Annotated in this window: 19 protein-coding genes and 1 pseudogene; 3 read left to right on the top strand and 17 right to left on the bottom strand. The window is 67.7% G+C overall.

Annotation, left to right across the window (positions count from 1 at the left end; genetic code table 11):
• Positions 1–23 precede the first annotated feature (23 nt).
• Positions 24–341, top strand: a complete 318-nt coding sequence (mhuD, locus tag CQY20_RS00370; protein WP_097937659.1) for a mycobilin-forming heme oxygenase MhuD — start codon at positions 24–26, stop codon at positions 339–341.
• Entirely contained in the window at positions 304–1,698 is a 1,395-nt protein-coding gene (locus CQY20_RS00365; protein ID WP_371871070.1) for a serine hydrolase, read from the top strand. The genes mhuD and CQY20_RS00365 overlap by 38 nt, the downstream gene beginning before the upstream one ends.
• On the opposite strand, the gene CQY20_RS00360 is transcribed toward CQY20_RS00365, so the two are convergent.
• The 6 genes from CQY20_RS00360 to lysS all read right to left on the bottom strand — a co-directional run bounded on the left by CQY20_RS00360 (position 1,687) and on the right by lysS (position 8,300).
• Entirely contained in the window at positions 1,687–2,238 is a 552-nt protein-coding gene (locus CQY20_RS00360) for a histidine phosphatase family protein (RefSeq protein WP_097937658.1), read from the bottom strand. The two genes, CQY20_RS00365 and CQY20_RS00360, sit on opposite strands and share 12 nt — an antisense overlap.
• Positions 2,239–2,264: 26 nt before the next feature.
• Positions 2,265–2,996: a CbtA family protein gene (locus tag CQY20_RS00355; protein ID WP_097937657.1), complete on the bottom strand. Its 732-nt coding sequence runs from the start codon at positions 2,994–2,996 to the stop codon at positions 2,265–2,267.
• A 14-nt stretch (positions 2,997–3,010) separates the two neighbouring features.
• Positions 3,011–3,241 (bottom strand): CbtB domain-containing protein, encoded by a 231-nt coding sequence (locus CQY20_RS00350; protein WP_097937656.1) that lies wholly within the window; start codon positions 3,239–3,241, stop codon positions 3,011–3,013.
• Positions 3,242–3,457: 216 nt separating this feature from the next.
• Positions 3,458–6,016, bottom strand: coding sequence for an ATP-dependent protease ATP-binding subunit ClpC (clpC1, locus tag CQY20_RS00345; RefSeq protein WP_097937655.1), 2,559 nt, complete (start codon positions 6,014–6,016; stop codon positions 3,458–3,460).
• Positions 6,017–6,326: 310 nt separating this feature from the next.
• On the bottom strand, positions 6,327–6,668 hold the full coding sequence (gene lsr2 / locus CQY20_RS00340; protein ID WP_097937654.1) for a histone-like nucleoid-structuring protein Lsr2: 342 nt from the start codon (positions 6,666–6,668) through the stop codon (positions 6,327–6,329).
• Between the two features lie 114 nt (positions 6,669–6,782).
• Entirely contained in the window at positions 6,783–8,300 is a 1,518-nt protein-coding gene (lysS, locus tag CQY20_RS00335; protein ID WP_097937653.1) for a lysine--tRNA ligase, read from the bottom strand.
• Positions 8,301–8,323: 23 nt separating this feature from the next.
• On the opposite strand from lysS, the gene CQY20_RS00330 reads away from it, so the two are divergent.
• Positions 8,324–9,571: an alanine racemase gene (locus CQY20_RS00330; protein ID WP_097937652.1), complete on the top strand. Its 1,248-nt coding sequence runs from the start codon at positions 8,324–8,326 to the stop codon at positions 9,569–9,571.
• 1 nt (position 9,572) lies between these two features.
• On the opposite strand, the gene CQY20_RS00325 is transcribed toward CQY20_RS00330, so the two are convergent.
• The 11 genes and pseudogenes from CQY20_RS00325 to ftsH all read right to left on the bottom strand — a co-directional run bounded on the left by CQY20_RS00325 (position 9,573) and on the right by ftsH (position 19,367).
• Entirely contained in the window at positions 9,573–10,388 is an 816-nt protein-coding gene (locus CQY20_RS00325; RefSeq protein ID WP_097937651.1) for a type III pantothenate kinase, read from the bottom strand.
• Between the two features lie 4 nt (positions 10,389–10,392).
• Positions 10,393–10,800, bottom strand: a complete 408-nt coding sequence (panD, locus tag CQY20_RS00320) for an aspartate 1-decarboxylase (RefSeq protein ID WP_097937650.1) — start codon at positions 10,798–10,800, stop codon at positions 10,393–10,395.
• Positions 10,800–11,738: a pantoate--beta-alanine ligase gene (panC, locus tag CQY20_RS00315; protein ID WP_097937649.1), complete on the bottom strand. Its 939-nt coding sequence runs from the start codon at positions 11,736–11,738 to the stop codon at positions 10,800–10,802. The genes panD and panC overlap by 1 nt, the downstream gene beginning before the upstream one ends.
• Positions 11,735–12,679, bottom strand: a complete 945-nt coding sequence (locus CQY20_RS00310; protein ID WP_097937648.1) for a Rossmann-like and DUF2520 domain-containing protein — start codon at positions 12,677–12,679, stop codon at positions 11,735–11,737. Before CQY20_RS00310 ends, panC begins: the two co-directional genes overlap by 4 nt.
• A gap of 75 nt (positions 12,680–12,754) precedes the next feature.
• Positions 12,755–14,137 (bottom strand): annotated as a pseudogene (locus tag CQY20_RS00305) (DUF6779 domain-containing protein).
• 77 nt (positions 14,138–14,214) lie between these two features.
• Positions 14,215–14,691, bottom strand: coding sequence for a DUF3180 domain-containing protein (locus CQY20_RS00300; RefSeq protein WP_097937647.1), 477 nt, complete (start codon positions 14,689–14,691; stop codon positions 14,215–14,217).
• Positions 14,691–15,203 carry a 2-amino-4-hydroxy-6-hydroxymethyldihydropteridine diphosphokinase gene (gene folK / locus CQY20_RS00295; RefSeq protein ID WP_097937646.1) on the bottom strand — a complete coding sequence of 171 codons (513 nt, stop codon included), beginning with the start codon at positions 15,201–15,203 and terminating at the stop codon, positions 14,691–14,693. Before folK ends, CQY20_RS00300 begins: the two co-directional genes overlap by 1 nt.
• Entirely contained in the window at positions 15,200–15,580 is a 381-nt protein-coding gene (gene folB, locus CQY20_RS00290) for a dihydroneopterin aldolase (RefSeq protein WP_097937645.1), read from the bottom strand. Before folB ends, folK begins: the two co-directional genes overlap by 4 nt.
• Positions 15,573–16,406 carry a dihydropteroate synthase gene (gene folP / locus CQY20_RS00285; RefSeq protein ID WP_097937644.1) on the bottom strand — a complete coding sequence of 278 codons (834 nt, stop codon included), beginning with the start codon at positions 16,404–16,406 and terminating at the stop codon, positions 15,573–15,575. Before folP ends, folB begins: the two co-directional genes overlap by 8 nt.
• On the bottom strand, positions 16,403–17,011 hold the full coding sequence (folE, locus tag CQY20_RS00280) for a GTP cyclohydrolase I FolE (protein WP_097937643.1): 609 nt from the start codon (positions 17,009–17,011) through the stop codon (positions 16,403–16,405). Before folE ends, folP begins: the two co-directional genes overlap by 4 nt.
• 19 nt (positions 17,012–17,030) lie before the next feature.
• Positions 17,031–19,367, bottom strand: a complete 2,337-nt coding sequence (gene ftsH / locus CQY20_RS00275) for an ATP-dependent zinc metalloprotease FtsH (protein ID WP_097937642.1) — start codon at positions 19,365–19,367, stop codon at positions 17,031–17,033.
• Positions 19,368–19,619: the final 252 nt, after the last annotated feature.

Genomic DNA, 19,619 nt, shown 5'->3' with positions numbered 1-19,619 from the left:
GCGCAGCCGGTAGCCTTGGCCGCATGCCCGTGGTGAAGATCAACGCAATCGAGGTTCCGCCGGACGCCGGACCGGAACTGGAGAAGCGGTTCGCGCACCGTGCCCATGCCGTGGACAACCAGCCCGGATTCCTCGGCTTTCAGCTGCTCCGGCCGGTGAAGGGTGAAAATCGCTACTTCGTGGTGACGCAATGGGAGTCCGAGGAGGCGTTCCAGGCTTGGGCGACCGGCCCGGCCATCGAGGCGCACGCCGGCCAGCGCGCCAATCCCGTCGCCACCGGCGCGACGCTGCTGGAATTCGAGGTTGTGCTGGACGTTGCGGGGACTGACGCCAAGGCCTGACGCAGGCAGGGCTCGACAGTGGGCGGCCTCGATGGGGGTCGTCATGACATTGGTCATTGCCCTGGCTTGCGGCTGCGCAGACGCCGGACCGGCGGGACCCGCCGAGGCCGCGCAGGCCGTTCACATCGACACCAACACGCCGCAGGGTCTGCGGGCCAAGCAGGTCATGGACATGCTGAACTCGGACTGGCCCATCGGTCCGAACGGTATCCGCACCCTGGCCGTGCCGGAGAAGATGGAAGACGTCGGCGTCACGATGGACAAGATCTGGTGGGATCGTCCGTTCACGCTGACGGGGGTCGAGATCGGCGCCGGGCACGCCACCCTGCACGTGCTGACGTCCTACGCCGTCGCCCAGACGATCGAGCTTCGCACCAACGACGCCGGGCTGGTCGACCGGTTCGAGTTGTCGTTGGACGAGCCCGTCATCAAGTCGTTCAAGGACATCGACGCCGAGATCTCCAAGACCGGCGCCAAGTACTCCTATCAGGTGTCCAAGGTCAATGACGGCAACTGCGAGTTGGTGGCAGGCACCAACACCGACCTGTCGCTTCCGTTGGCGTCGATCTTCAAACTGTATGTGCTGCTTGCCGTTTCGGATGCGGTCAAGGCGGGCACCGTCTCGTGGGACGATCAGCTGACCGTCACCAAGGAGGGCAAGGCGGTCGGCGCGGCGGGCCTGGAGGACGTTCCCGACGGAGCGACGGTATCGGTGCGTAACGCCGCGCAGCAGATGATCTCGGCCAGCGACAACATGGCCACCGATCTGCTGATCAAGCGGCTGGGTCCCGGCGCCGTCGAGCGCGCGCTGGCCGAGGCCGGACACCACGATCCGGCCAGCATGACGCCGTTTCCCACCACGCACGAACTGTTCTCGGTCGGCTGGGGCAAGCCGGACCTGCGCGAGCAGTGGAAGAACGCATCGCGCGAGGATCGGGCGCGGCTGTTGAAGCAGACGAATTCCCGTCCGTACGAACCGGATCCGCAGCGCACGCACACGCCCGCATCGGACTTCGGCGCCGAATGGTACGGCTCGGCGGAAGACATCTGCCGGGTGCACGCCGCGCTGCAGAGGTCGGCGGTCGGTGCGGCCGCCCCGGTCAAGCAGATCCTGTCGGCCATCCCGGGTATCGACCTGGACCGCGACCAGTGGCCCTACATCGGCGCCAAGGGCGGAAACCTGCCTGGGGACCTGACTTTCAGCTGGTACGCCGTCGACCACACCGGGCAGCCTTGGGTGGTCAGCTTCCAGTTGAACTGGCCGAAGTTCCGCAGCCAGACCGCGGCAGGATGGCTGCTGTCGATCGCGCACCAGACCTTCGCGCTGATCCCCAGCGCAGCACCGCTACGCCGTTGAGCGCAGCGTCCATGCGTGCCCGCGGAAGTGCATCACCGTCCGGCTGACCGGCGCAATGTCGATGCGCCAGAACGACTTCGCGGGCGCGTCGAGCGCCACAAGGATCGCGGCGCGGATGACGGCGGGATGGGTGATGGCAACCAGCCTGCTGCGGCGGCCGGTCAGCGTCTCCATCCAGCCGGCGACCCGGTCGATCAACTCGACGACGGACTCGCCGCCGTGCGGCGCCAGCGTCGGGTCGGTCAACCAGACCGCGAGCTCGGCAGGCCGCACCCCGCCCAGCACGCCGCCGCGCCACCGGCCGCAGTCCAGATCGGCCAGCCGCTGATCGATATCGGCTTGCAGGCCAAAGAGTTCGGCGGTCTGCCTGGTGCGCTTCTCCGGGCCGCAGAACACCTCGTCGGTGACGCCGAGATCAATCGAGGCGTCGGCCTGGCGGTGGCCCACCGCGTTGAGCGGCTCGTCGGTGGGGAATCGTCCGGCCGACATCGCGTCGGTCATGGCGTGCGACACAAGTGTCAGCCGGACGACTTCGCTCACTGTTCGGCTCCGCTCGCCTCACGAATTCATGCCGGTATGTAGGACTCCCGCGCCGAGGCCTCGCCGAGCAGCCGCTGCACCGTCGACCCGAACACCACGGCGATGATCGCCCACATCACGACCTGCGTGCCCAGCGAGTACAACCGGAACTCGTAGAGGACATCGGCGGGGAAGTCGGCGGGTGTCTCGTCGATGGTCGGCAGCGCCAGCATCAGCACCGCGACGGCCACGACATAGCCGGCGGCCGCCATCAGCGTCGCGCTCCATGCCCCGTACCGCTCCGCCAGCGTGCGGCCAAGCCATACCGCGGCGGCGAGCAACACGGCCGAGAGCACCACCAGTAGCAGATACAGCAGGGTGCGCTGCCGGATCGTCTCGTCGAGGCTGACCGCGGGCGGGCTCGGCGGGTACTTCAGGAACGGAATGACATACAGCGACAGGAACATTCCACCCGCCACCAGCAGGGCCAACAGGCGCGGCGAGATGGTGCCGACGCGGCCGTAGGCCACGCAGTACACCACGGCGAACAACGCGCCCATCGCGACCGAGAAGCCCAGCACGCCGAACCCCATGCCGATGTTGGCCTGCACGCCACGGCTGAACAGTTCGACGCCATGGTCGTGGCCGCCCGCGCTGGCTTCCTCGTAGCCGATGGCCTTGTCGATCACCGGTTCGACGAATGTGCGGGCGAAGACGAACGCTGCGACGCCGGCGACGGCGCCGGCGAGAAGCCCGCGCCCGATTATTTGCTTTTCCACTTCTCAGCCCGCGATCAGTGGCAGGGGAAGCCGAGCAGATGGCGTGCGTCGTGCATGAACTCGTGCACGTAGGTGTTGCTGCCGAACACCGACGTCGCCCCCTGGTCGAGGCCGACGAAGTAGAGCACCAGCAGCGCCAGGAAGGCGGTCGCCGACAACCACACCGCGGCCTTGACGGCGGAGATGTCGACTGCGGGAGCGGCGCTCTTGCGGGCCTTAGCAGAAGTGGCCTCAGGAGAAGTCATCGAGAGATTCCTTTCCGGGATTTCGCGTCCCAGTCCAAGGGTCGACGGCGGCCATCGGGTCTGACTCTCACAGTGGCGCGACCGTTCTGGAGTTGCACCAGATTCCTCCGCCCGCCGGATTACATCGCTCATCCTAGACAACCGGCACCGCCGCGAGGACCCCCGCATAGCAAAAGCCCCCGAAACATCGTTTCGGGGGCCTTCGCTCTAGGGCCGTTACTCCGGGGTGGCCGTCGCGGCACTGGCGGTGCCTGCGGCACCGGCATTGGCCAGATCGGCTTCCTCGACCGGCTTGGCCGGCTTCTTGGTCCCGGTGAACGTGAACACCGCGTCCTCGCCGGAGCCTTCGCCGTCCCAGTTCTCGACGTCGACCGTGACGAGCTGGCCGGGTCCGATCTCCTCGAAGAGGATCTTCTCCGACAGCTGGTCCTCGATCTCGCGCTGGATGGTGCGACGCAGCGGCCGCGCACCCAGCACCGGGTCGAACCCGCGCTTGGCGAGCAGGGCCTTGGCCTTGTCGGTCAACTGCAGAGCCATGTCCTTGCTCTTCAGCTGGTTCTCGACACGGCCGACCATCAGGTCCACCATCCGGATGATCTCGTCGCGAGTCAGCTGGTGGAAGACGATGATGTCGTCGATGCGGTTCAAGAACTCCGGGCGGAAGTGCTTCTTGAGCTCGTCGTTGACCTTCTGCTTCATCCGCTCGTAGTTGTTCTCCCCGCCGCCCTGGCTGAAGCCGAGGCCGACAGCCTTCGAGATGTCGGCGGTGCCCAGGTTGGACGTGAAGATCAGCACGGTGTTCTTGAAGTCGACGGTGCGACCCTGGCCGTCGGTCAGGCGGCCGTCCTCGAGGACCTGCAACAGGCTGTTGTAGATCTCCTGGTGCGCCTTCTCGATCTCGTCGAACAGCACCACGCTGAACGGCTTGCGCCGCACCTTCTCGGTGAGCTGGCCGCCCTCCTCGTAGCCGACGTAGCCCGGAGGGGCACCGAACAGCCGCGAGGCGGTGAAGCGGTCGTGGAACTCGCCCATGTCGATCTGGATGAGCGCGTCGTCGTCGCCGAACAGGAAGTTGGCCAGCGCCTTGGACAGCTCGGTCTTACCGACACCGGACGGGCCGGCGAAGATGAACGAGCCCGAGGGACGCTTGGGGTCCTTCAGCCCGGCACGGGTACGACGGATCGCCTTGGAGACGGCCTTGACGGCGTCTTCCTGGCCGATGATCCGCTTGTGCAGCTCCTCTTCCATGCGCAGCAGACGCGTGGTCTCGGCCTCGGTCAGCTTGAACACGGGGATACCGGTCCAGTTGCCGAGCACCTCGGCGATCTGCTCGTCGTCGACCTCTGCGACGACGTCGAGATCACCTGAGCGCCACTGCTTTTCACGCTCGGTGCGCTGTGCGACGAGTTGCTTCTCGCGGTCACGCAGCGCCGCGGCCTTCTCGAAGTCCTGCGCGTCGATCGCGGACTCCTTCTCCCGGCGCGCGTCGGCGATCTTCTCGTCGAACTCGCGCAGGTCTGGCGGCGCGGTCATCCGCCGGATCCGCATCCGGGCGCCGGCCTCGTCGATCAGGTCGATCGCCTTGTCCGGCAGGAACCGGTCGTTGATGTAGCGGTCGGCCAGCGTCGCCGCGGCCACCATCGCGCTGTCGGTGATCGAGACGCGGTGGTGCGCCTCGTAGCGGTCGCGCAGACCCTTCAGGATCTCGATGGTGTGCTCGACGGTCGGCTCACCCACCTGCACCGGCTGGAAGCGGCGCTCCAGTGCGGCGTCCTTCTCGATGTACTTGCGGTACTCGTCGAGCGTGGTGGCGCCGATGGTCTGCAGCTCGCCGCGGGCCAGCTTCGGCTTCAGGATCGAAGCCGCGTCGATGGCGCCCTCGGCGGCACCCGCACCGACCAGCGTGTGCAGCTCGTCGATGAACAGGATGATGTCGCCGCGGGTGTTGATCTCCTTGAGCACCTTCTTCAGACGCTCTTCGAAGTCACCGCGGTAGCGGCTGCCTGCCACCAGTGAGCCGAGGTCAAGCGTGTAGAGCTGCTTGTCCTTCAGCGTCTCCGGCACCTCGCCGTGCACGATGGCCTGCGCCAAGCCTTCGACAACGGCGGTCTTGCCGACGCCGGGCTCGCCGATCAGCACCGGGTTGTTCTTTGTGCGCCGGCTCAGCACCTGCATCACCCGCTCGATCTCCTTCTCGCGGCCGATGACGGGATCGAGCTTGCCCTCCATCGCCGCCGCGGTCAGGTTGCGACCGAACTGGTCCAGCACGAGCGACGTCGACGGGTTGCCTGCTTCGCCGCCGCGGCCGCCGGTACCGGCTTCCGCGGTCTCCTTGCCCTGGTAGCCACTCAGCAGCTGGATGACCTGCTGACGCACCCGGGTCAGCTCGGCGCCCAACTTCACCAGCACCTGTGCGGCCACCCCTTCGCCCTCACGGATGAGGCCGAGCAGGATGTGCTCAGTGCCGATGTAGTTGTGGCCCAGCTGCAGCGCCTCGCGAAGGCTCAGCTCGAGAACCTTCTTGGCGCGCGGAGTGAAGGGGATGTGGCCGGACGGCGCCTGCTGGCCCTGGCCGATGATCTCCTCGACCTGGCTGCGCACGCCTTCCAGCGAGATGCCCAGCGACTCCAGCGACTTGGCTGCTACGCCTTCGCCCTCGTGAATAAGTCCCAGGAGGATGTGCTCGGTGCCGATGTAGTTGTGGTTGAGCATCCGGGCTTCTTCTTGAGCCAGGACGACGACCCTGCGGGCGCGGTCGGTAAATCTCTCAAACATCGGTGGTTACCTGCTCTCCATAAATAGGTCGGCACGAAGCGCGGCGACCGCACGCCGTACCTGCCGTCCACTCTAATGGTCGGCCGTCCCGGGTGCCCTGCTTGGCGGTCCTTCGCCAAGAAGTGATCCGAATGCTCGAACCACGGGCATATGCCGTGTACCCGGGCTTGTTAGTGACCAACGCCCAGGCCGAGCAATTCGTTTCCCAGCTGTGGCTGCTGACGGTTCGCCACTAGCGAAAGCTCGATCGGGAGAAAAACACCGAGCTGACGTTTTGGCAATCGCAGCTCGCGTTGCCAGAATTCGCCGACTATGTAGCGGCGTGGAACGCGTCGATGACATCGGCGGGGATTCTGCCGCGAGTCGACACGTTGTGCCCATTGCGGCGGGCCCATTCCCGGATCGCTGCGCTCTGCTCACGGTCGATCGCCGCACGGCCACGACCGGAGCCGGCCGACCGACCGCGCCTGCGGCCGCCAACGCGTCGTCCTGCGTCGACCCACTGCTTCATATCGGCGCGCAGCTTGGCGGCATTCTTGGCGGAAAGGTCTATCTCGTAGCTGACTCCATCGAGTCCGAATTCGACCGTTTCGTCGGCGGCACCTTCACCGTCGAAATCATCGACCAAGGTGACGGTTACTTTCTTAGCCATTTAGCTCACTGACCCTTCCGACTGGCACATAGCGCCCAGTTACCTGTAGAAAAACCTGGCACCCAATGTGCCATAAGGGCGCAGGCCATTCAACAAGAATGTGAGAAGAGCCGGTTAGTTGCTCTGGCGGCGAACAATGGGGAACAAAACCGTCTCCCGAATTGAGAGGCCGGTGAGAGCCATCAACATCCGATCGATGCCCATTCCAGTGCCGGTGGACGGGGGCATCCCATACTCGAGCGCGGCGAGAAAATCTTCGTCGAGCAGCATTGCCTCGTCGTCGCCTGCGGCCGCTGCACGCGCTTGTGCTTCGAACCTTTCCCGCTGAATCACCGGATCGGCCAGTTCGGAATATCCGGTCGCGAGTTCGAAACCGCGCACATACAGGTCCCATTTCTCGGTCACGCCGGGAATGCTGCGGTGAGCACGGGTAAGCGGCGTGGTTTCCACCGGGAAATCGCGGACGAACGTCGGCGCCCAGAGCTTGTCGCCGACGGTGTGCTCCCAGAGTTCTTCGACCAATTTCCCGTGCCCGTAGCCGCGGTCGCGGGGTATCTCGATACCTAGCCGGTCAGCGAACTCAAGCAATCGTTGAACCGGGGTATCCGGTGTCACTTCTTCACCGAGAGCCTCAGACAGTGATGGGTACATCTGAATCGACTCCCATTCACCGTCGAGATCGTAGGTCGAGCCATCCGGCAATGGCACGTTTCTGGTGCCCACGGCCTCGTCAGCGACTTCCTGAATTATCTGGCGGATCATCTTCGCAGAATCGTCATACGTGCCGTAGGCCTCATAAGTTTCCAGCATCGCGAATTCCGGTGAATGCGTGGAATCGGCACCTTCGTTACGAAACACCCGATTCAGTTCGAAAACCTTCTCCAAACCGCCGACCAAGCACCGCTTCAGGAACAGTTCCGGCGCGATCCGCAGGTAAAGATCGGTGTCGAGCGCGTTGGAATGCGTCACAAAGGGACGCGCGGCCGCGCCGCCGGGCAGCGTCTGCAGCATCGGCGTCTCGACTTCGAGAAAGCCGCGCCGCTCCAGCGCGTTACGCACCGCGCGGACGGCCGCGACCCGCTGCCGGGCGATCCTTCTGGCCTCCGGACGCACGATCAGATCGACGTAGCGCTGCCGGACCCGCGCCTCCTCGCTCATCTCCTTATGCGCGACGGGCAGCGGTCTGAGCGCCTTGGAGATTATTTGCCAGGAATCGGCAAGCACAGACAGCTCGCCTCGGCGGGAGCTGATCACCTCGCCGTGGACGAAGACGATGTCGCCCAGGTCGACGTCGGACTTCCATTGATCGAGGGATTCCTGGCCGACCTTGGCCAGGTTGATCATGGCCTGAAGCTGGGTGCCGTCGCCTTCCTGCAGCGTCGCGAAGCACAGCTTGCCGGAGTTGCGAGCAAACACCACCCGGCCCGCGACCCCGACGATGTCGCCGGTCGCCGTGTCGACGGGCAGGTCGGGGTAGGCGGCGCGGATCTCGGCCAGGGTGTGGGTGCGCGGAACTTCTACCGGATAGGGGTCGCGACCCTCGGCGAGCAGCCGCTCGCGCTTGGCCTGACGGATCCGAAACTGTTCGGGGAGGTCGGGCTTGTCGGCGGCGGGCTGCTGGGGTGGGGTCACGTCGTGCCAGCTTAAATGAACGCATGACAGGGCCGATCGACGCAGCCAGGGTCGCCGCCCTTGCCGACGAGCCACTGGATCGGCGGTTCAAAGGCCTTCCCGACTCGTGGGCCGGCCGCACCGCCGCTCAAGTGTGTGCCTCGTCGCCGCAGATCGCCGACGACGGCCCGCTCGGCCCGGTGTGCGTGCTGCGCGCCGACGCGCTCGACCACAACCTGGCGACGTTTGCGCAGTGGTGCCGTTCGCGCGGCGTCGATATCGCCCCGCACGGCAAGACACATATGTCGCCGCAGCTGTTGGCGCGCCAATTCGAATTCGGCGCCTGCGCTGTCACGGTCGCCACGGTCAGCCAGATGCGCACCTACCGCGCCTTCGGGGTGCGCGACTTCATCCTGGCCAACGAACTGGTCGACATCGCGGCGCTGGGCTATGTCGCGACGACGATGAACGCCGATCCCGACGTTTCGGTGCTGTGCTGGGTCGATTCGGTTGCCGGGGTCGAGCAGATGGCCGCAGGCCTGGCCGCGGCGGGCGCGGGCCGACCCGTCGACGTCTGCGTGGAGGTCGGCATGCCCGGCGGGCGCACCGGTTGCCGGGATACAGCCTCGGTCGACGAGGTGGCGAAGGCCGCGGCGCGATCCCCCTTGTTGCGGCTGGTCGGCGTTGCAGGCTATGAGGCGGCGCTCGGCCATGACGTTTCGGCGGAGGCGGTGGGTCACGTCACGGCCTATTTGTCGCAGATGCGCTCGGCCGTTTCGCGGTTGGCGGAATTGTTCGAGACCGACACCGTCGTGCTGACCGCGGGCGGCAGCACCTACTTCGACGCCGTTGCCGACGTGCTCGCGGTCGGCTCGGTGGCGGGCAGACGGGTGCGCACGATCATCCGCAGCGGCTGCTATCTCACCCACGACCACGGCCTGTACGCGCGGACGTCGCCGCTGCGCGGCGGGTTGCGGCCGGCGTTCGAGGTGTGGGCGCAGGTGATGTCGCGGCCGGAGCCGGAGTTGGCGCTGCTGACGATGGGCCGCCGCGACGTGTCCTTCGACCAGGACATGCCCGTCGCGCTCGGGCTGCGCGACAGCGCCGTCGTCAAGCTCAACGACCAGCACGCGTATCTGCGCCTCGGCCCCGCCGACCGCGCCGGCGTCGGCGTCGGCGCGTTTCTGCGGTTCGGCATCTCGCATCCGTGCACGACGTTCGACAAGTGGCAGATGATCCCGGTGCTCGACGCCGACGACCGCGTCGTCGACCTCATCCGCACCTTCTTCTAGGTCAGCGGGCCTGCTTGAGTCGGCCGCGCTGGCTGTCGCGGTTGCGTTCGAACACCAGCCGCAGCCCGTCGAGCGTCAGGTGCCGGTCGTAGTCAGCCACGGTGTGCAGGTCGGGCAGCAGCAGCGGGGCGGTGTGGCCGGTCGCGACCACCGCAACATCGTTGCCGCCGAACCCGTCGATGTCCTCGCGGATCCGCGACACCAGCCCGTCGACCAGCCCGGCGAAACCGAAAACCGCGCCCGACTGCATGCACTCGACGGTGTTCTTGCCGATGACCGACCGCGGACGGGTCAGCTCGACGCGCCGCAACGCAGCGGACCGCGCCGCCGCAGCATCCGACGACACCTGCACGCCGGGCGCGATCGCGCCGCCGAGGAACTCCCCCTTGGCCGACACCACGTCGACGCAGATGGACGACCCGAAGTCGATGACGATCGCCGCGGTGCCGTATTTGTGATACGCCGCAAGGCAGTTGACGATCCGGTCCGCACCCACCTCTTTGGGATTGTCGACCAGTAGCGGGATGCCGGTGCGGATGCCAGGCTCGATCAACACGTGCGGCACCTTCGGCCAGTATTGGTCGAGCATCTCCCGCACCTCGTGCAGCACCGAGGGCACGGTGGACAGCCCGGTCGCACCGGTGAGCCGCTCGGAGTCGTCGCCGATCAGCCCGTCGATGGTCAACGCCAGCTCGTCCGACGTCACCTCGGTCTCGGTGCGGATTCGCCAGTGCTGAGCCACTTTTGCGTGATCGCCGGATCCGGAGATCAGCCCCACCACGGTGTGGGTGTTGCGGACGTCGATTGCTAGCAGCATGGGCTCACCGCGGCGAGAGCAGTTCGGCCGCGTCCGCAGGGACGTGGGCGGGGTCGTGGCCGAGGTCGACGGGCTTGTTGTCGGCGTCGACGAACACGATGCGCGGCTGATACCGGCGCGCCTCGGCGTCGTCCATCGTCGCGTAGGCGATCAGGATGACGAGGTCGCCCGGATGTACCAGATGCGCTGCCGCGCCGTTGATTCCGATCACGCCGCTGCCACGTTCGCCGGTGATGGCGTAGGTGACCAGCCGCGCGCCGTTGTCGATGTCGACGATTGTGACCTGTTCGCCCTCGATCAGGTCGGCGGCGTCCATCAGGTCGGCGTCGATGGTGACGGACCCCACGTAGTGCAGATCCGCCTGCGTCACCCTGGCACGGTGAATCTTCGACTTCATCATCGTCCGTAACATCAGTTCCTCCAGGGCAATTCGTGCTCGTCGTACTCGACATGCGGACCTGGACCTGACGGCACCCCGATGTCGATGGCGATGTTGTCCAGTAGTCGCGTGTCGCCGAGTCGTGCCGCGACCAGCATGCGCGCGGGGCCCAGTTCGGGCGCGGGCCCCAGCGCGGGGTCGCGCACCTCCAGGTAGTCGACGTCGATGGCCGACACCTCCTCCAACACAGCACGGGCCGCGTCCAACGCGGCCGCGGTTCCCTCACCCGCGGCGTACATTCCGGCCAGCAGCGCCGCCGACAGCGCGCCCGCATGCTCGCGTTCGACCTCGTTGAGATAGCGGTTGCGCGACGACATCGCCAACCCGTCGGCTTCCCGCACGATCGGCACGCCGACGATCGCGACGTCCATGTTGAGGTCGGCAACCATCTGACGGACCAGCACGAGTTGCTGGTAGTCCTTCTCGCCGAAGAACGCCCGGTCCGGATGCACGATGTGCAGCAGTTTGAGCACCACCGTCAGCACGCCGGCGAAATGCGTTGGCCGCGCGGCACCTTCGAGCTCGGCGCCCAGCGGGCCGGGCTGCACCGACGTTCGCGGTCCCTCCGGGTACATCTCCGCCGCGGTCGGTGCGAACGCGATCTCGACGCCTTCGGCGCGCAGTTGGGCGAGGTCCTCGTCGAGCGTTTGCGGGTACTTGTGCAGGTCCTCGTTGGTACCGAACTGCAAGGGGTTGACGAAGATCGACACCACGACGACCGCGCCCTGCACACGCTTGGCTGCGCGCACCAACGCCATATGGCCGTCGTGCAGCGCGCCCATCGTCGGCACGAGCATGACGCGCCGGCCGGTCTGCCGCAGCGCGCGTGTCACGTCGGACACGTCACGCGGGGAGGTGTAGACATTGAGTTCGCCCGATGCGAACTTCGGCGGCCTGCGTGTCGCCGTCATCCCGCCTCCTCAAGCACGGTGAAAACTTCGCCTGGCGCGTGTGCGCGCTGGGCGGTCCGCAGTGAATTGGCTCGATACGCCTGCGCCAGTTGAGGATCCACCTCGGCCAGCGCGGCAAGATGCCTGGCGACGGCGTCTGCGTCGCCGCGCGCGACGGGTCCGGTCAACGCGGACTGCCCGCGCTGCAACGCGTTCTCCAACGACGCCCGCGCCAACGGGGCGATCACCCGCTCGGCGATGCCGCCCGGCTCGTCGTTGACCATTTCCTGGCCGAGAAGCTCTTGCCCCCACAGCGCGGCGCGCAGCGCCTCGACCGCGTCGAGCACCACGGTGACGACGTGATTGCTGGCATGCGCGAGCGCCGAGTGATACAGCATGCGGGCGTCCTCGCGGACCCGGAACGGTTCGCCGCCGATCTCGAGCACCAGCGCCTGGGCGATCGCGTAGCCGATGTCGTCGGCGGCGGTGATGCCGAAGCAGGTGCCGGGAAGCCGCTCGATGTCCTCGTCGGCGCCGGTGAACGTCATGGCCGGATGGATCGCCAACGGGATGCAGCCCTGCTCGGTCAGCGGGGCAAGCACCGCGACGCCGTTGGCGCCGGAGGTGTGCACCACGATGGTGCCCGAACGCACCGACTGCGTGGCGGCCAACCCCGACACCACGCTGGGCAGTTCGGTGTCGGGCACGGCGAGCAGCAGCAGCTCGGCGCGGCCCGCGACCTCTTGCGCGGGCAACACGGTGGTGTCGGGCAGTCGGCGTGCGGCGCGCTGGCGCGAGGCGTGTGAGATGGCGCTGCACGCCACGACGACGTGGTCGGCTCGCTCCAACGCAACGCCGAGCGCGGTGCCTACCCGGCCGGCGGAGATGATCCCGACCGAGAGCCGCGCCGGACGCATCGGGCCGTCCTGGGCACCCCACGCGGGCGTAGCGGACTGCTCCATTGCAGAGGCCTCACAAGAATTCGAGTTCGTTCCAGTCCTGCCTGGCGGGTACCGGACGGTCGCTACGAGATTAACTCACTCTTCTCGGCGCCGACGACGGCCGCCTCCGCCGGTGGAGCCCATTTCGAGGCGGGCCAGCAACTCGGCGACCGAATATCCGCCGGTCCCGCTGTCCGACTCGTCAGCGCTGCGGTGTCGCGGGGCGCCTTGGCGTCGCCCACCGGCGTCCTCGGGTTGGCCGCCCACGTCGGGCGGTGTCGCCGTCGGGGGGGATGCCAGCGTCGGCGGCGTGGACGGGCGGCCGGGATCGGTGGCGTCGGCCGGGGCGGAGTGTTTTCCACGGCTCTGCTCGGGCGGCGGAGTCGACATCGCCGGTTCGGGCGCGCGCCGCCTGCCGACGTACTCGTCGGTGGCGCCGTTCTGCGTGGCCGGGGCAACCCAGTTGCTGCCCGGCATGCCCGCGGGGATGAACTTGCCTTCGGCGGGCGCCGGTTGCCACTGCGCTGCCGCTGCGGCCTGCCGTGCGGCTTCCTCGTCTGCGGCCCGCTGCGCGGCCGCCCTCTGCTCGGCGATCGCGCGTTCCTCGGCGGCGCGACGCTCCTCTTCGGCGCGGCGCTCCTCTTCGGCGGCCCGCTCGGCCGCGGCGCGTTCCTCGGCGAGGCGACGTTCCTCTTCGGCGCGACGCTGCTCCTCGGCGGCGCGCTGCTCGGCGGCCCGCTGCTCGGCGGCGCGCTGCTCCGCGGCGGCCCGTTCCTCGGCGGCGCGATGTTCGGCGGTGCGCCTCTCGGCCGCCCGGGCCAGCCGCTCCTCCGGCGTCATCTCGGCTTCCGACGCCCTGCGATGGGCACCGCCGAACAGCGGCGTACCCGCCCATTCGTCCTCGGGCGGTGAGGGTTCGGCGGGGACGTCGATGATCGGGTTTTCCTCGGTACGGGTGTCGGCGTCCTCGTCGGCGTCGAGCCTGCTGCTGGCGACGCGACCGGGACGCACCGGGCCGTGCTCGGTCTCGATCGCGGGCCGGTGGCTCAGGTCGGCGTCGAACAGGTACTCGAGACTGGCCCGCAGCGCCGCGAGTTCGGCGCGCAGCGCGGCCACCTCGTCGGCGGCCTGCGCGCGGATCTCGGTGGACAGCTCACGGCGCAACTCCGTCTCGACCGTCAGCTCGTATTCGCGCCGAGCCGAGATCTCGCGGTCCAGCTGCAGGTCGTAGACGAGCTTGAGGTCCCGGACCTTGGCCTGGTCGATATCGCTCTGGCGCCGGTAGATGACCGACACGAACGCAGCCACCACGGCCGCCCACAACGCGAGGATGACAGCAAGCTTGAGCAACTCCACACGGTTGGTGAACACCAATGCCGAACTCGCCAATATGGCCAGCACCAGCAACACCGTTAACAGCGCCCAACCAGGCCTGCGACCGCCACGCCGCGGCCGGGCACCACGGGTCGAAACGGTCATGGGCCGACTGTACCCGCCACAGGTCACTCCGCGTGTCGTGCATTGCGGCGATTCGTGTCCGGCTATCGTCCGGCGGGCTATTCGGGGGCGGCTTCGCCGTTCTCCGGGGGTTCCTCGGGCGACTTGCAGCAATGCTGCAACCACAGCGCCGCAACCACCAGCGCCAGCGCGCTCACCGCGGCCACGATGGCGCCTGCGGTGTCCTCGTTCGCGACGCGCAGCGTGCTGCGGCGCGGCAAAAGATAGACCAGCACGCCGACCCACCAGCCCAGCACGAGTGCGCCCACCCAGGCCGACGCTTTGGCAATCATCACTGACCGCGCCACGGCCAACGGATGAAGCCGTCCCCCGCCGAGGCCGATCTCGCCGTCGTTGATCTTGGCCCGCACATAGAAGGCCCAGCCGCCCTCGGCGATCGCCACCGCCAGAAGCGACAACCCCGTCCACACCGTGATGGGCGGGAACCACCGATAGAGCACGGTGACCAACACGTAGCCGATGGCGGCGGCGATCAGCGCCGCGGCCGTCAGGTCACGCTTGCGGGTGGGGCCCATCAGGCAAGCACCAGGTCCGTGCGTCGGACTCCGTCGCGTTCGGCGGGGTCGAGTTCGGCCAGCAGCTTCGACACGGCCTGCCGCTCACCCGCCACGGTAAGCGCGGCGTCGGGGTCGACGTCCAGCCACGGCACCATCACGAACGCGCGCAGATGCGCGTAGGGGTGCGGCAGCGTCAGGTCCTCGTCGTGCAGGATCACCTCGGACCCGCCGTCATGGCAGGTGATCAGGTCGACGTCGAGTGTCCTTGGGCCCCAATGCTGTTCGCGAACCCGCTCGGCGGCCCGCTCGAAATCGTGCGCACGCCGCAGCCAGCCGTGCCCGTCGAGTGCGGGATCGTCGGCGACCAGCACCGCGTTGAGGAACGGCCCCTGTGCGACGCCGCCCCACGCATCGGTCTCATACACCGGTGACACCGCGCGCAGCGCACCGTCGAGCCCGTCGACGACCGACTGCAGCCGGGCCAACCGGTCGCCGAGGTTGGAGCCGATCGACAGGACGACGCGGCTCACGTCGAACTCTTCCCGTCGCGTCGAGAGCGGCGGGCGACCACCGCGACATCGCCGAACTCCAGCGGAATCGGGGCCCGCGGCTTGTGCAGCACCACCTCGACGGCGTGCACGCGGCCGTCGGACATCACGTCGTCGGCGATTTCACCGGCCACCGTTTCGATCAGATTCTTGGGCGGCCCGGCGATGATGTCGGCGGCGCGTTTGGCCAGCCCGCCGTAGTCCAGTGTGTCGGCCAGGTCGTCGCTGGCTGCCGCCGCGGCGAGGTCGAGCCACACCGTGATGTCGACGACGAAGTCCTGGCCGTCGCGGCGCTCATGGTCGTACACTCCGTGGTTGCCGCGAACCGTCAACCCGCGCAACTCGATTCGATCAGTCATCGTCACCGGGCTCCGTCCAGGCCTGCACCACCTTCAACGCGTCCACCGATGCCCGCACATCGTGCACCCGCACTCCCCACACGCCGTTCATGGCGGCAAGGGCCGAGATCACCGCGGTCGCGGTCTCGCGCCCGTCGGGCGGACGGGGCTGACCGTCGTTGTCCGCCAACAGCGTTCCGAGGAATCGTTTGCGCGACGCCCCGACCAGCACGGGAATTCCGGTACCGACGAATTCGGGCAAGGCGCGCAGCAGCGCCCAATTGTGCTGGCCGGTCTTGGCGAATCCCAGTCCGGGGTCGATGATCACGTTGTCCGCGTCGACACCGGCCGCCACAGCGGCGTCGACGGCGGCGAGCAGTTCGGCGCGTACCTCGGCCACCACGTTGCCGTACGGCGGAACCTCGTGCGGCCGTTCGGCACTCACCGATCGCCAGTGCATCAGAATCCACGGCACCTTGGCGTCGGCCACCACACCGGCCATGTTGGGATCGGCGCGCCCGCCGGAGACGTCGTTGACGATCTTCGCGCCGTTCTCCAGCGCGGCGGCGGCGACCTCGGCGTGCATTGTGTCGATACTGACGGTAAGACCTTGTCCGGCAAGCTCTTTGATGACGGGTAGCACGCGGCCCGCCTCGATGCGGGGTTCGATGCGGGTGGCGCCAGGACGCGTCGACTCGCCGCCGACGTCGATGATCGCCGCCCCGTCGGCCGCCAGCGCCAAGCCGTGTTCGACGGCCCGGCCGCGGTCGAGGAAAAGCCCTCCGTCGGAGAAGGAGTCGTCGGTGACGTTTACGACCCCCATGACCCGCACGCGTGTAGGGCTCACTTCCGCAGAATCAGTTCCAGTGCCTCGGAACGCGATGCCTTGTCGGTCTTGAACTGTCCGCGCACCGCCGAGGTGGTGGTGACGGCGCCGGGCTTGCGGACGCCGCGCATCGACATGCACAGGTGCTCGCACTCGACAACCACGATGACGCCGCGCGGTTCGAGCTTGCGCGTCATCGCGTCGGCGATCTGGGCAGTGAGCCGCTCCTGCACCTGCGGCCGTTTGGCGTACAGGTCGACCAGCCGCGCAATCTTGGACAGCCCGGTGACCCGGCCGTCCTGGCCGGGGATGTAGCCGACATGGGCGACGCCGTGGAACGCCACCAGATGGTGTTCGCAGGTGGAGTAGAGCGGAATCTCCTTGACCAACACCAATTCGTCGTGTTGCTCGTCGAACGTGGTGTTCAGCACCGTGTCCGGGTTGGTGTAGAGCCCGGCGAACATCTCCCGGTACGCGCGCGCCACCCTGGCCGGGGTCTCCTCCAGACCGTGCCGGTCGGGATCCTCACCGACGGCGATGAGCAGTTCGCGGATCGCCGCTTCGGCGCGCGGCTGGTCGAACACAGGGGTCGTGAAGGTCGCAGAGTTGTTGTGCGGCCGCGTCATTGAAGCCTCCGATGGGGTATCAGCCGTGAGCCGGCGGGTTGGGCCGATTCGACTCCCGCCCCGCGTCCTCGTTGTTGTCGGGCGACGGCGAAGCGCCCGACTGTCCGCCCTGCGGCGGCTGTTGCGGACCGGGGTAGGGATAGGGCTGATACGGCGGATAGGGCTGTTGCCACCCGGGTGGCGGTTGGGGCGGGTACCACTGCTGTTGTCCCGGCGGTTGGTAAGGGCTCTGCTGCGGCCGCGGCGGCCAGCCAGGCGCATGCCAGCCCGCGGGCGCGCCGTAGTCGGGCTGCGTCGGGCCGCCCTGCTGGCCCCCGTGCGGAACTCCGTTGGGGCCCGCGCCATTCGAGCCGTTGGGCCGAGCCGCCTCGGCGGCCTTGGACGCCTGGGCGATGGCCGCCTTGAACGCGGGCTCTGGCACCGGCTTGGGCCACGGTTCGCCGCGCTCCATCGCCAGCTCGCCGGGCGTCTTGATCGGCGGCTTGTCCGACGGGATGCGGCCACCGAAGTCGTCGAACATGGTCAGCCGCGGCCGCTTCTTCACATCGGAGAAGATCGCCTCGAGCTCGGCGCGGTGCAGCGTCTCCTTCTCCAGCAGCTGACCGGCCAGTTCGTCGAGCACGTCGCGGTACTCGGTGAGGATCTCCCACGCCTCGGTGTGGGCGGCCTCGATGAGCTTGCGCACCTCGTCGTCAATGTCGCGGGCGACCTCGTGGCTGTAGTCGGCCTGCGTGCCCATCGTGCGGCCGAGGAAGGGGTCGCCGTGCTCGGTGCCGTAGCGCACCGCGCCAAGCTTCGAGCTCATGCCGTATTCGGTGACCATCGCGCGGGCGATCTTGGTGGCCTGCTCGATGTCGGACACCGCGCCGGTCGTCGGCTCGCGGAACACCAGTTCCTCGGCGGCGCGACCGCCCATGGCGAACACCAGCCGGGCGATCATCTCCGAGCGGGTCATCAGACCCTTGTCGTCCTCGGGCACCGCGACGGCGTGGCCGCCGGTGCGCCCGCGGGCCAGGATCGTCACCTTGTAGATCGGCTCGATGTCGGGCATCGCCCAGGCCGCGAGCGTGTGACCGCCTTCGTGGTAGGCGGTGATCTTCTTCTCCTGCTCGCTGATGATGCGGCTCTTGCGCCGCGGACCGCCGACGACGCGGTCGACCGCCTCCTCCAGCGCGGCGCTGGTGATGACGGTGCCGTTCTCGCGGGCGGTCAGCAGCGCGGCCTCGTTGATGACGTTGGCCAGATCGGCGCCGGACATGCCGACGGTGCGCTTGGCCAGCCCGTCGAGGTCGGCGTCGGGCGCGATCGGCTTGCCCTGTGCGTGCACCCGCAGCACGGCGCGCCGGCCGGCCAGGTCGGGGTTGGACACCGGGATCTGCCGGTCGAAGCGGCCCGGCCGCAGCAGGGCGGGGTCGAGGATGTCGGGACGGTTGGTGGCCGCGATCAGGATGACGCCCTGGCGGTCACCGAAGCCGTCCATCTCGACGAGCAGCTGGTTGAGGGTCTGCTCGCGCTCGTCGTGGCCGCCGCCCAGGCCGGCGCCGCGCTGGCGGCCGACGGCGTCGATCTCGTCGACGAAGATGATGCACGGCGCGTTCTGCTTGGCCTGTTCGAACAGGTCGCGCACACGCGAGGCGCCGACGCCGACGAACATCTCGACGAAGTCGGAGCCGGAGATCGTGAAGAACGGCACGCCGGCCTCGCCGGCCACGGCGCGGGCCAGCAGCGTCTTGCCGGTGCCGGGCGGGCCGTAGAGCAGCACGCCCTTGGGGATCTTGGCGCCCAGCGCCTGGTACCGGCTGGGGTTCTGCAGGAAGTCCTTGATCTCGTAGAGCTCTTCGACGGCTTCGTCGACGCCGGCCACGTCGGCGAACGTGGTCTTCGGCATGTCCTTGGACAGCTGTTTGGCGCGCGCCTTGCCGAACCCGAAGCCCATCCGGCCGCCGGTCTGCATGCGGGAGAACATCACGAACAGGCCGACGAGCAGAAGCAGCGGCAGCAGGTAGATGAGCAGCGAACCAAGGATGTTGCCCTGGTTGACGATGGTGTTGACCTTGGCGTTCTTGGCGGTCAGCGCATTGAACAGGTCGACGGCGTACCCGGTGGGGTACTTCGTGATGATCTTGTCGCTGTCCTCGGTCGCGTCGTTGCCGCTCTTGAGCTCCAGGCGCACCTGCTGTTCGCGGTCGTCGATCTGAGCGCTCTTGACGTTGTCGGCGCTGATCTGCGCCATCGCCACCGAGGTGTCGACGGGCTTGTAGCCGCGGGTGTTGTCGCTGAAGTAGAAGAACGACCAGCCCAGCAACAGCACCACCGCGATGACGGTGAGCGTGCGGATAACGTTTTTTCGGTTCATCAAAGCGTTCGGCCCAGGTGGGCCAGTCCTTCCATACGTGCAGCTGGAATAGTCAAGGCTACCGCTAGACCAACGTTCGGCGGTTCCCGACGGTTCTCCGCGGCCGTTCGCTACCCGAGGAAAAATTGCTGCAGGGCGCCTCCCGCAGGGCGATTTAGCCTCGTCCCACGGCGTCGACCAAACCGTATCGCGTCGACCAAACCGCCGACCGGCCACCAACGTATGGCCGCTGGAGGCGTTTCGACCCTTCGG

Origin of the sequence: Mycolicibacterium agri (assembly GCF_002553505.1) — a bacterium.
GTDB lineage: Bacteria > Actinomycetota > Actinomycetes > Mycobacteriales > Mycobacteriaceae > Mycobacterium > Mycobacterium agri.
This window is presented reverse-complemented; position numbering and strand designations above follow the sequence as displayed.